The 13,389-nt window shown below is 50.3% G+C and carries 8 protein-coding genes and 1 pseudogene; 2 read left to right on the top strand and 7 right to left on the bottom strand.

All coding sequences use genetic code 11. The features are described 5' to 3' along the window. Positions 1-336: 336 nt before the first annotated feature. Entirely contained in the window at positions 337-519 is a 183-nt protein-coding gene (locus tag A5774_RS07055) for a hypothetical protein (protein ID WP_064834038.1), read from the top strand. Beyond that, on the top strand, positions 520-1,368 hold the full coding sequence (locus tag A5774_RS07050; RefSeq protein ID WP_064834036.1) for an ATP-dependent Clp protease proteolytic subunit: 849 nt from the start codon (positions 520-522) through the stop codon (positions 1,366-1,368). Positions 1,369-1,553: 185 nt separating this feature from the next. Here the strand turns inward: A5774_RS07050 and A5774_RS07045 are convergent. The 7 genes and pseudogenes from A5774_RS07045 to A5774_RS07015 form a co-directional block, all read right to left on the bottom strand. After that, positions 1,554-2,742, bottom strand: a pseudogene (locus A5774_RS07045) (IS1249 family transposase). 533 nt (positions 2,743-3,275) lie between these two features. Then, the gene (locus A5774_RS11975) at positions 3,276-3,614 is read right to left on the bottom strand and encodes an integrase core domain-containing protein (protein WP_197490265.1); all 339 of its coding nucleotides are present in this window, start codon (positions 3,612-3,614) and stop codon (positions 3,276-3,278) included. Between the two features lie 854 nt (positions 3,615-4,468). After that, a complete protein-coding gene (locus tag A5774_RS07035; protein ID WP_156519572.1) occupies positions 4,469-5,020 on the bottom strand; it encodes a hypothetical protein in 552 nt (183 codons plus the stop codon). An 890-nt stretch (positions 5,021-5,910) separates the two neighbouring features. After that, entirely contained in the window at positions 5,911-9,081 is a 3,171-nt protein-coding gene (locus A5774_RS07030) for a hypothetical protein (protein WP_064834031.1), read from the bottom strand. A gap of 1 nt (position 9,082) precedes the next feature. Next, complete coding sequence (locus A5774_RS07025; protein ID WP_064834029.1) at positions 9,083-9,913, bottom strand: hypothetical protein; 831 nt, start codon at positions 9,911-9,913, stop codon at positions 9,083-9,085. Further along, positions 9,903-10,901 carry a class C sortase gene (locus A5774_RS07020; RefSeq protein WP_064834027.1) on the bottom strand — a complete coding sequence of 333 codons (999 nt, stop codon included), beginning with the start codon at positions 10,899-10,901 and terminating at the stop codon, positions 9,903-9,905. Before A5774_RS07020 ends, A5774_RS07025 begins: the two co-directional genes overlap by 11 nt. 198 nt (positions 10,902-11,099) lie before the next feature. Beyond that, positions 11,100-12,710, bottom strand: coding sequence for a SpaH/EbpB family LPXTG-anchored major pilin (locus A5774_RS07015; protein ID WP_064834025.1), 1,611 nt, complete (start codon positions 12,708-12,710; stop codon positions 11,100-11,102). Between the last annotated feature and the right edge of the window lie 679 nt (positions 12,711-13,389).

Genomic DNA, 13,389 nt, shown 5'->3' with positions numbered 1-13,389 from the left:
TCTGACGCATTCTCCAGATTTTTCCATCTACTCAAACGGAACAAGACCTAGGACACTTCAGACAGTTCGTTGAGGTTCGATTCCTCTTTAGCGCGCTATCCCCACACCGCTTGGTTGGTGAACTGCCCCCCCCCCCACTAGTACGTAACTGATTTCTCAGTCCAACTAGTAGGGAGCAATTCAATCAACCCGCGAGGTTGACAAGCTATATAGGACCCCCCGCTCACGCCCCCCGATGGGTGCTTAGAACTCGTGCTTTAACAAAAACCGCTGTTGCTCACGGTCCGCAAGCGAGGTCGTGACTAGAATTGTGTCTCAACGAAAGGAGATGAAGTAATGAACAACAAGGACTTGTTCCCCGGCGTTCATATCTCGGAACCTCAAAGGGCTCGATGGGAAGAGGAAACCCAAAAGATTCGTGAGGCTTGGGAGTTAGGTAAGGAGCGAAATAATCACCGTACAGGGCGGGTTGACACCGCCCCTTACCGTACCGTGCTCGCAGGAAAGGCTTTTGCCTAAATGACCGCGCTTTACACGCCCCTTTTTCACGCACAGCAAGCGGCACGCTACGACCGGCAAGAGTTGATTCGGGACTATGAAGAACAGTTTGGCTGCAATTTGGTAGTCATGATTGACCAAATCACTGCTAATAGTGTGACTTTGTTAAATGAGTGTCTTGACTCCATTGACGCCAATAAGCCCTTGCATTTGATGTTACGTTCGCCCGGCGGCGACCCAGAGGCGGCGATTAGGTTAATTAGAATGTGCCACGGGGCTAGCTCTAAGTTTCAAATTGTAGTTCCTGAACAAGCAAAGTCGGCCGCTACCATTATGGCGCTGGGCGCAGATGAAATTTTCATGGGGCCAACGTCAGATTTAGGCCCCATTGACCCTCAGGTACTGGTTCCTGGTAGAGGTTTCGTAAGCGCCAAAGACCTTATCGCGGCCTACGATAGAGCCTTTGACATGGTCTCAAACTCACCGGAAACAGCCCAATTACACGCAGTTTTGCTTGGAGGGGTTGACGCCACCACAGTACAATTTGCACGTTCAGCGTTTGACCGCACGACAGATATTGCGCGGCAGGCTGTGGAAAGTAACCCACACCGTGATGAAGAAAACGTGACCGGACTTTGCGCCACACTCAATGGGCCTTTGATAAACGACCCCAAAATGCATGGTGCGGTTGTAGGAATTAGAGAAGCAACTAAGGCAGGGCTAGATGTAAACCAGCTCTCCATGGATAACTCCCAATGGAAGTCCATTCAACAAATTTGGACAAGGTATTTTGCCCTTGGTTCGGTAGATAGACTGCAAGCATATGAGGGAGCTCGGGCTTCTCAAGTGCATTTTTACCCTGAGGGGTAAGCGCCACGCTTGATGACAAAACCACCGCCTAAGGCGCTCTAGGTGTGAGGTGCCTTAGACGGTGGTTTATTCCTTGCAGCGAGGTGCCTAGCTAGTGTCCGCTTCTAATCGTCAAAGCCGGTCATGCTGGGCGTATCGCGGGTTAAGTAGCAAAAAGTGTGTCTGATCGGCGTGTCGCCAATTCCCTAGATCTGGCCTTTCCGGATACCGATTGAATGTGTGTATTCAACATCGATACCCTGGTCATAGAAGGATGGTCGTCCTGTTTCAAGGTCGGCTTTGTTGAGGTCTTCTGGGACAAGATCTGTGACTTTGGCGAGTTGATCTTGTCCGAAATTGCACTGCCTGGCGATCTCTAGCGGGTCGTCAGGCAGTTGCGTTTGTGAGTGGAGGTACCATTCGAGCATTTTTCGCTGTCTTTCTCCGCTTCTGCCTCGGTGGGCATCTGCGATGCGTTTAAGCTGAGCGTTGATACCGCCTTCTAAACTGTTTGTGGTTGATGCCCAGTTGTTAGGGGTAATCGCAGTTGGTGGTGGTTGGAGATAGGTAAATAACCAGCCTTTGTGTGAGAGATCAAGCAGTGAGTTATAGGCTTTGCGCACCCGCAGATGCGTCCATTCCCATTGGTGATTTATGGTTTGTCTTTCTTTCGGCACGGTTATTTTCTCATTGAGAAAACGTTTATGGACTTGACCGAACTCATGTAATTGAAGTACCCATTCACGTGCTTGGTCAAGGGTTGTGACCTTGGTGAGTGTGAGCGCTAAGCCGTAGATGGCTTTGCCGGCATCGGTGCGTGGGCGGCTGGTGGTTAAGCGACGGACAACGCGTTGAGCATGGACTAGGCAGCGTTGGATTAAGGTGTTGGGCCAGCAGGTTTTAATGGCGGAGTATGCACCTTGTCCGCCGTCAAGGACGACACATAGTGGTGGTGGAATTTTTGATAGCAGTTTTTTGTAGGCTTTGGCGGTTTCGCTTTTAGCCCAATACCAGGCGATGACGTGGTCATGGCTTGCTGCTATAAGTAGGCAGCCTGCTGCGGTGTAGGTGCCGTCGATGAAGATCTGGTCGTAGATGCGGTTGGGGTCTGGGGTGTTGGGGGATGTCAATAAGCCAAAAGGGTGCGAAGCGGCGGTTGAGGGTCCATCTACTGACATCTAATTGCCCAGCGAGCTGCGTGAGCGAAGTTGTCGATACTGCGTAGCGGTAGAAAGCTTGAAAATCTCGGGTTTGGGTCTTATCGGCTCGGTGGCGTGTTAAGGAGCTGCCACAGGAGGGGTTTGTGCATCGCCATCTGGTTTTGCCTTTAGATGTAGTGCCGTTTTTCTTCATTTGCCCAGCGCATATAGGGCATCGTGGTCTGTTGGTAGTCACTGGATAACAACATCAGCAACCTGCTAGCACATGTAGGTGCCGTTCCGGGGTATTGAACAAAAATCGGCGTGAATAATGTACAGACCGTTATTCAGACCTGATTTTCATATTCCTAGCAGCAGTTATCCTGAAAAACAGACACACTTCCTGCTACTTAACCCCGTATCGCTTCGGCCGTTCCTGTTATCGACGGCGACCACACCGCCGCCGTTGTGCCGGGTGTCGATAAATACCCCGATAGCGTCATGCACGTCGTGTGAGCCCACGGAGGTTTCCGGGCGTACCACATTTAGCCACCGCTCGGGCGTAGCCGTATCGTCGTTATGGCCGTAGACGCACCTGCCGCATGGGTGGCCTGGGTAGTGGCATGTTGTTCGTAATATGGGTGCCGAGCCGGTCAAGGTTATCATTGGTGGTTGGGCCGGGTTAGTTTTTAGGATCGGGCGGTTTGAGTACCTTCCTGGGGTTAGTGCCGTTATTTGGCGTACTCAGTCGACGGGATAACCCCCAGGCTCGAATGAGGATGATGGGGATTATAATACTGTGACCACAGTTACAGACAGCGTGACGCATGAGCGGGGTAGCCGAACATCTCGTCTTTCTAGCAGCTCGTCACGTAGTCGCTTGTGGAAGGACTCCACAAACCCGTTATGCCAGGGCATTCCCGGTGGGATGAACGCATCAACTGTGTCTTGCTTGGCTGCCCTTTGAGTCATCTCATGGCTAATGAACTCCGGGTCATTATCGATACGCAGCACCCGAGGCGTGCCACCCCGCACAGCGGCGCACTTCTCCACGCCAGGCTCCTGGTGGTGTTTGCCGGCGTTGTAGTACGCGGTTGTGGATACTTCGACAACCCGGCGGGCAAGCACACCGAATAACCCACGGATAGTGCGTAATCGATAGCTTCATATCTGCGTGCCGGGTCAGAAATTTGCCTCCGCAAGATCCTCCGGGAGCATCTTTTCCAACGCAGCTTCCCCGAGCAACCGCTGAAACTTAGCGTTGTTCTTCCTACAGCTCTTTAAAGCGGCGGGCTTTACTGCGGGACATATCGCCATACTGCTTGACTCAGCTATGGTAGGTTGCCTCGCTGACGCCAAGGTCACGGCAGACTTCGGCCACGGTACTACCCGAGGCCTTCATGGACTGAGCTTTGTCGAGCTTGGCTACAATCTGCTCAGGGGTGTGCTTCGAAAACTTCTCTATAGTTACCAGTCTTCCTGCCCATCGGGGGCTATAACGGAAGACACGATCAAACCGTGTGGTCTATCTAATCCAGCCCAGACCAGACTCGGCAGATGGCCTCGGGCCCCACTATTCCTTTTACGTGCCGATGTGGGAAATCATACGGTTGTGGGGTCGTCGGTTCTGCTGCGGAAAACCGAAGCAGTCTTCAGAATCCCGTGTACTCGTTTCAGCTCGTGGTTTCCCGGCGTAGGCGTTTAAACTTTCCTTTTCATTGTTTCACCGCCTGACGCGTCAGAGTTATCACGCATTTCGGAACGGTGCTGGGACCAAGACCGCAACGTCTAGTGGAATACACCAAGGAACTTGCCGACTTCTATTTAAGCGCGCTGCAATGAGCGAGACTCCAGGCGAACCATTGCGATGATCTGATGTACCGCTTTCTCCTTGAACTCGACGAAATACTTATAGGTATAGTGCCCACCCCCTCCTTAGCTGAGATAAGAACTAAGCCCAGGTCGTTTCATCTTAATAAGCATCAATCTAACGGTTGAAATGTATCAGCAGGTCTGAAATTATCAACGAAACACACATCCCCTGGCTTTTGCTCAGAGGGAGGTTGTGTGGTTTCGAATACTTTACGACTTTCGCTAAATCCGTCATCACTTGTTGGTGTAGTAAATAAAATTCCAAGATTACAATCCTGAATTTGTTCCCATGTGTCGGCGCTAAAACGGAGATTAACCGAAGTTTTCTGGCCAGGCCCTAAACTGCCAATTTGCCCATAGGTTAAGCCGTCAACAACAGCCGGCACTAACGGTTGAATCTGCGTCATCACATAGTCGGTGCCATTAAAGACTTCTAATTTGAGATCGTGAGTTTCAGAACCATAACTAGACGATTCAACCTCCTTGACTGCAACCTGGTATTTCCTAACAGCGTCATGTTCCTCAATATATTCTTGACTTGACCGACTCTCATGAAGGCTCAGTGCGGCAATTGAAATAGAAAAAACTGAGATCACCACTGAGATTTTACTCAAACCACTTGGACTATTGGTCGTACTTTTATCATTCTTTGAGTTTTTCAAGTCGTTTTCCGTTTTTAATAAGAAGCTGAACTAGCTTCGGTTCTACCACACGCAACGCTGAAAAATATAATTCACTTGGATTTTGTCAGAACTTTCATTCAGGTAAACCATTCACTGCAAGACAGATAATCTAGTATAAGTAAACTTGTCTTGTTTTAATTGACTAGCCTTAGCAGTGGGTTCTCTTAGGTTAGCGTTGACCAAATTTTCCCGCTTCCATCGATGCTCATACTGCCGTGCACTGAGGTACCCCACGGGGACTATGGACCGAATTTATTGTAGCGTCATGACCATTGGCGAACGAGAGCATCAACAGTTGATTCAGGCCCGTTTTCGATAAGGATCATTCGGGGACAACAATCACGTATAAAACACACGAGTCCAGTCAGCTCGGTCACCGCAGGCGCATCAAGCTTCCCATACTCCAGAATTGCAACCACTTCGTGGTTGCATCCGTTAATATCGTTGCAATATCGGAACCTCGTGCCATACGTGGTCTAATTCAACTAGAAGTACAACGCACGCATGTCGCCCGGATACTAGCCAGCAGGAACTCCTCGATGACTAATTCCTGGAAAGCTCTTACGCTTGTTCTCGGCGACAGCTCAGCAAGGCTTCCTCACGACAAATCCGATGGAATTTTCCGTCGAATTAGTTCTTTCACACAGCTTTGCCAGTTTTGCATTCGCCAGCAAGCAGATGAGGCGAGTGTGTACTTTGCGTAGGAGCTCGAGTTTTCGTCGTTGTTTTTATTTATCGACTCGTAGATTGGTTGCCATAAGTTCAATATAGTCTTACCGGCCTCGGGGCCGGTAAGGATTTGAATTACTACCCTGCGCAAATCGTACGTAACGCTGAGATCAAGCAATCCAAATACTTACCCTGCGACACTAGCTGATAATCGCTACTTTCCGACGACTAAGTGCACCGAACACACCGACCAAGATAACGAGCAGACCAATGATCGTGAGCCGCCAAATTCCGGCACCACCCGTAAGTGGCATTTCGCCTTGCTGTATATTTGCTAGTTTAATCGTTATTTTGTCTTTGGCTTGCTGCCCAGAATACATATTTGCCACTGGATGTTTATTTGTCCACTCTTGTCGGCCAGTATTCGCAGCTGTGTCGTCGAAAAAGAGGACACGCGCATTGCCAGTATTAGGTTTCCGCACTAAGTGAAATAATACGGGCTTCGTCAACAAGCTATACCTCTTGCCATCGGCCCCAGTTGGCGCTTGTGTTTCAATCAGCCAATAATACTTTCCAACTTCCAAATCATTCGCTGCACGATACTCCCCGGGTCGTTCCTCTGATTCCCTTATTTCTGTGACGTCAGGGTTCGATGGATGTGTCGCCGCGTTCCAATTCACCTCACTTTCAGCCTTTACGCTGCCATCTTCTTTCGTCGCATTGAGGAGCACAAAGTTACCGCCGGTTAACTTTTGAGCGGGCAATGAGCTATCAAGCTCGCTGGCATCAACCTTGTGGAGTTCAAATCCGATCTTCGGGTCCTGAATACAAGCTGCTGTCGATTGGTTGTCGTCCGGGTTGCTATCTTGGTCGTTGTTTAACACACTGACTGTATTAGCTTTGCATTCATTCCTCCCTTGCTTAAACCGCACCGCGATGTAGACCCTCACCGTTTGATTAGGTTGGATTTGTCCAACACCGAATTGGGCTGTATTCGACCCGTCCTCGTTTTCCAAATATTCCTTAGATATTCGAACAGGCACCCCTGGATTAACCGGCTCAAGGCGATTATCCAAGGTGAGGTAACTAGCAACCAGTGTTTGTGGATCGTATACATCAGGTAAATGTTCTCTAATTGAAGAACCTGATACCACGGTATCGCCAGAATTCTTCAATTCAATTGCCCAATAGTTATATCCAGGTTGGTCGGAAAGGTAGCGTTTTAGCTGCTGCAGGATTGCGTTATCCACTACGTCGAGTTGGCCGCCCAGGTGACGTTTATTCACAGTCAGATCACTGGTTGGGGCTGGGTAGCGGTTCGCGTTACTCGATGCATCTGTGTTGTAAGAAAACGGCACGTTCCACAGGATCTGTTCAACTTTAAATTCGGGACCTCCAGCTGGATTTTTCACGCTGATTTGAGCGCCCCCGACCCCCCTGGACTGCCCACCGGGGGCGAAACCGAGGTTGCCATTTCCGTATGTCCATGCTTTGCCCCAAGTTGTCTGTTGTATGAGTTTTTCACCATTTGGTGCAGTCAACTGTGAGTCTGACAACGGATAATACTGAACGCTACCATTTTGCAAATCTAGGCGTTCCACCACAACCTGATTCTGTGGATATTTCTTGAGATGGTCCGCCCCATTACCACCCAACGCTCCGGGACTCACCAAGCCCCATACATATTGAGGGTGTGAGGACAGTCTTGCGTAATCTTCGGAATAAACTCGATAATTTAGCTTCACAATGCGAGGCTTGCCAGCAGTAAAATTCCCGTCCGACGGAAGGGGAATTTTATACATTGTCCTGCTGCCCGAAGTAGAAGAATTGGATACATAAAGGTGTCGATCATAGATCGCCCCGGCATTCAATAGTTTCCTGTCGCCTTCGTTTACGAATATATCGTTGCCATTAGAATCCAACAGAGGACCTAGGTTTCGCACGGAACCATCTAAGGGGTTGATTTGAAGTAAATGCCCCGAAGGAAAGCAAGGATTTTCTGGTTTCCCTCGGTACTGGCTTACTCCATATAGCCAGTCATCGTCTGGATCATACGCTAAAGCATTATATATCCAGCCGCTATTGCCACGCTCAGAAAAGTCACTCTGCCCGTGTTCTTGAATAGCTAGGACGGTTTGATCCATTCTGTCACGGTCCCGGTCATTCGCATTTTGCGAATTTCGTGAGACCGATACATAAATTTTCGTGCCTTCTTTTTTCTCTTGATCCGTTAACGCTCGGGGCCCATTAGGGTATGCTAAATCTTCCTCCCTCTGCGGTGAACGATAAGGGTTTCCAAGACGTGGAGCAGTGTTTACCTGAGCTGATTCATAGTCTCTTTGACGACTCCTTGAGGAAGGAACGCGAACGTCAATCCTGCCTTCTTTGCCCACCTCTTGGTTATTAAACCTGAGGTTGACCGTGCGTTTATCACGCGAGATCTCACTAGAGACGTTAAATACCTCCCCATTCCCGGAAATTAGCTTTCCTTCGCGATCACGAATTAGCGATGCTGATGGAGTTGCGATAAATTGGCCTGAACGCAACTTCAGCTGGATTTCGTTCACAATACTACCGGGCCGCAACCCATTCAAAGTGACTCGCCTTACATTAGCGTATTGTGTTGATACATCACCGATAGTCACCGCTTGAGATTGAAAGGTTTTAGTACCTGTCGGCTCACATTGTGCGGCGGAGCGGTGGGTAAGATCAACTTGCGAATCAATTGTATGCTCTTCGGCAAAAATCCCCTGCTCCTGCAGATCAAAGCGGCTCGGCAATTCGTGTAACAACGCCATTCGATAATCTGCTTCATAATCAGCCTCAACGTTGAAACTCATATTTTGGGGCGGAATTGTAGACAGTGATTCAGCATCGATCAGGATGAATTCTCGACTATCATGCTGTATGACAGTGTATGCTGTCGCTTCAAGTTCTGAACCATCTGCATTAATCTTGTCAACGCTAGAGATTTCTCCGACTCCGTCACGCACGAGACCCAAAATCATGTCAGACGATAAATACTGCAGCATATCGCCTTCATCTTCATGAACAGTAATCTCATCAGTGCTTCCAGACCTAACAACATGAATGGTCGGTTCGCCTGCGGAATTGCTCGTCGTGGTGTCAAAAGGTGCGATTGTCTCGGCAATTTCAGAATCTGGACTCAGTTGGGTTTCAGCTGCTGAATCGTCGACTAATTGTTCATTGTCACTAAATTCTTCAAGGCTAGTTTCTGGCGACTGGGTTTCCTCTTGACCAAATGCAGGAATCACCAAAATCGACGCCAGCAAGCCCCAAATAACCAAGAACGCAGCGGCTAAATTCAACCTGGGTCGCGAATACGTCGAATACAAATCTACTTTTTTCATGTTAATTTTTCTTTCGCATAAGCACGAACCCGAACACGATTAGCCCAACACCGGCTAGAAATGCCCAAAGCACATTCGCGCCGGTAATGGCCAACTCACCATCGCCACCGCCGCGGGTTTTCTCTCCACCACCAGGATTACCTCGAGCCTCCGGATCATCTGGCCTTCCGGGTTCCCCTGGCTCTCCCGGCTCTTGTGGTGTGCTCGGTGGAGTACTAGGTTTCCCCGGAGTACCAGGCGGTGTGCCCGGATCCTCAGGCGTGCCGGGTGGAGTCGTCGGCGGCTCTGTAGGTTCAGGCTTAGTAACCAAAACATTCTCGTAGCTGTAGTTTTCGCCCATGACATCACCCAGCGGCAAAATCACCAGCTGTGGGCTGGAAAGCCGCCATTCATGCGCATCATCAGGAGCAAATTCTTCAATGAGGTACAAACCAGGGCCAAGGTCATTAAACACCGCTACACCCTTCGCATTCGTCTTCTCTTCGCGGCTTTCACTAAAGCCCTCATGGCGTGCGCGTTGCACCGTATATTTCTTCGCGGATTCACGGCCAAGCTCGGTTGTCGCATCTACTCCATTGACCTTTGACAAGCGAAAGGTCAACCCCTCTACGCCGCCAAACGGCTTCGCATTAGGAATCGGATCGTCGTGCGGGTTTCTGGGTAGCTTCTTAATGTTCAATGTTTGCGCGCGAGCAGCATCCATCGAATCCGCCGATAAGTTCTTATCATTACCGCTAATAACTCGCTGGTCAGCATCCGCAAGCGGTGCGGAAAACATCACGCCAGCTGCGATTGCGACAGCCAAACTCGTTGTCGAAAGACTATTTTTCACGACGATGCCTTCCGGCCTTGGGCATTTCGGTGGCGTTCAAGCCCGTACGCGTGGTCCTGCTCAACACCGCGGCCTCCGCATCGTCGGCAACAGCATCATCACTGGTAGCCGCAGCTGCTTTACGACGTTCTTTGCGGATCCAATGGATCAAAAACGCGATAGCTAACGCAGCGACGATCAACAATGCCCACATCCACCACTGCAAGATACCGTTTTTTTGGTTGAATGCGGCTTCGTCTTCAGGCTCAAGCGGGACCCGCTCAGCGTGGACAAGCAAGCGGTGGGAGTTCACGCCATAAGGCGTACAGGTGATCAGAGTAATGAGATCTTTATCTGGTTGCTGTGCCAGGCTTTCCGTTTCGTGTGGCAGCACTACCTCTGTGGAGGTCACTTGGTACTTCATCTTCTGGCCGAAGGTGTTGACGTAAACCGCGTCGCCTTCTTTCAAATCGATGAGGTTGTCCCACATCGTTGACGTCGTCAGGCCGGTGTGCCCCGTGATAACCGAGTGCGTGCCTTCCCCTCCAACCGGCAATGAGGTTCCGTAAAGATGGCCTAAACCTTTTTGCAGCACTTCTTCTGTGGTCCCGTGATACACCGGTAATGAGGATTCAATTGACGGGATCGAGACCTGAGACATTGCTGGCAACCCAGATAATTGCTCCATGTAATGCTGATAGTCCAGGTTGTCTTCGGAAACCCGAGCAAGCCAAGGGTCCAGAATTGGGCCACCAATAGAGTTGGCATTGTATTCGTGTGCTGCTTCGATAGCTGCGTTCAGCTGCTCTTCAGGGAGGTCTTGAATCTGCGAGCTATAGTCTTCAACGACTTTGCGCTGGATGTAGTTATTCCACTGGGTCGAAACCACCGGATAGAGAAGTACGGAAATTCCCACCAGGATGATAAGCGCGGGTACTACGACGCGCCGAAATACTGACGTTTGTTGTGCCTGGTCAGGCGTTGCAAGCTCACGGGTGGCAAGGGTCATCGTGGCTAAACCCCGGTCTTTCTGGGTAACGGCTAATTTAATAAAGTTTTATAGTAAAAAATTGCTAAGGATTCACTAAAACCCGACACTTTTTGCGCCGGGCATACAGTTGTCTTTGTTTGCAGGGCAGCTAAACAGTGACTACCCTGCACGTGAAGACGAACGCTTCAGCTCAAGCTTTATGAGCTAATCAAGGCATTAGGCCTTTGCAGAATTACGACGAGCGGCGTAAACACCACCGGCGATGATTCCAAGACCAAGCAGAGCCACCAGCAAGATACCCATTCCACCGGTCGATGGCAAAAGTGGAACCTCAGAGTTCGGCTTGTTAGCAACAGACTTCGAAACCAGACGAATGGCACCGTCTTGGTCTTCTGGGTTGTTCTGAGATTGCTGACGATACAGCGTCACACGAATTTCGCCGTCAACCTTGGTATAGCCATCCGGTACTACCGTTTCTTCCAAACAGTATTCAATGGCGTCCACGTCGGCATTGTTCGCGAAATCAGACACATGAATGCCATCAAACAGGAGCTCTCCCTGATTATTCGTGACACCAGTGTCGATAATTGCATCCTTGTTGCCACATTCGAAGAGGTTAAAGCGTGCTCCGGCCAGCCGGACATCGTTATTTCCCTCTTCATGTTTGACTACCTTGATTTTTCCGATGTAGGTGTTGACCTTGTCATCAGGGGTATCGAAATCCGGCTCATCCTCGTCGCCAACATCTTGACCCGGATTACGGAAGAATCCAGTGGAATCGAGGTGGTTTTCAATGTTTTGGTCCTCTGCCAGCAGCAGAGTGGCTTTAACCTTGACACGCAGGGTATCTCCCGGCTGCAGGCCTGCGGCTTCGGGGTCAGCAACAACGATCGACAATGTGGCATTAGCACCGGCTGGCAGGTCTCGCGTGTCAGCGTTTTGCACCATCTCCCACTGCCCGGAAGCAAGTGCAGTGCCGGCGGCTGAGTCTTGACTACCTGCAGGAACGCGCTCAACGCTTTGCACAAAGCCGTCGTCGAAGCGCAATTCCGTGTTGTTGTACTTGTCTGTCAGCGTGAAGTTCTTCAGCTTCTGTCCCGCTGGCGCGGAAGGCACGACACCGGTAAGGGTGTATTCCACGTCCGAGGCGCGGTTAAGCGCTGGTGCGTTTTCGCCTGCTTCAGCATCGGCGGCTTTCTCTGCGTGCTTGCTGCGGTCAACAACCTGCTTTTTGACGCTGACCTGGGAGTTCTTTGGATAAACATGAACATGGTCGTTCCAAGCATTACCAGCTGAGTTTGTCATCGGCACCATCACAATGAATGGCTTGCCAGGCAACAACCCTGAAACCTGGGAATCCTGTTCGGTGACCAAGTAGGCACCTGCTTGCAAATTCGCAAATTCGAGATTTCCACCGCCGCTAGTGGTACCGGTCCGTGGCTGCCCATCAAATGTTAGCTGCTGATCACGGTTGCCGCCATTGTAATCATTGGTCAGGTTAACCAATCGGTTGTATTCAGCCTGGTTACGAACGTTGCCTTCCAGTTTCTGAATTTGGAAGCGCACGCCGTCTACCCCCTCGCCGCCAGCTTGTGGGTCTACTTCACCAGTCGCGTTACGCAGCGTCGGTGCATTCGCTTTCTTATGCACTGTCAGCGAGAAGACGTTTCCATTAGCAATCTGCGACGCGGCTGGTGCTGCCGTAGCACGGTTTGGTTCGTTGACCTGGTTCTGCGCGAATGCAGGAGCGCCAGCGCCGAACGATCCACCAAGAGTCAAGCCGACTGCAACCGCTAGAGCGAGCGGCTTCGAAATGGCTTTTGCCATGTAAGGTCCTTTCAAACAAGAACACTGGTATTAAGGAAATGAAAGGACCAGAAACTCTCCACTCACGGAAACAGGTACTTTCCTGCCTTTTCAGCAGTGCCTATATGAATTTAAATCAACCAATGGCCACGTTTTACGGCCATTCGGAGTTAACTTTAAGGTTTTGCTAGATGCAATGACAACAAGGTTCGATCGATTCACATTTACCCCCCCCCGTTTAATACCCCTATAGGACGGAAAACGAGAGGTCGCAAACTTTTTCATAACGCGAACTCAGCGTCTGCTCCCCCACAACCGCCTCCGAGAAACTAACCCTGTAGCCAATCCACGCGGCGAATGCAAGCGAATAACATCACAACAGAATCAACAGCGGTGACAAAAGGGATTAAATGACAAAAGCCATCCGCAGGCTCAACGCCCCCTGATCTCAAAAGCATAAGCAGACATACGAAAACCTCGGTACAAAGTACTCAATAACTTTGTACCGAGGTTGGAGTTGTGCGGCCTGAGGTGTCTGATTCCATGACATCGTTCCGCTCTGTTTCACGACATCCTTCCGCCCCTCAAGGCTCTGATGTGCCACAACATCGTTCCGCTGTTCCCACACAACCACCCCAACAGGGACAATGAGGACACACGCACCACCTTAGGATGTAGCGAGACATACTTCCGCCCAAAA

The organism is Corynebacterium sp. EPI-003-04-2554_SCH2473622 (genome assembly GCF_001665955.1).
In the GTDB taxonomy this organism is placed as follows: Bacteria; Actinomycetota; Actinomycetes; order Mycobacteriales; family Mycobacteriaceae; genus Corynebacterium; species Corynebacterium pseudodiphtheriticum.
This window is presented reverse-complemented; position numbering and strand designations above follow the sequence as displayed.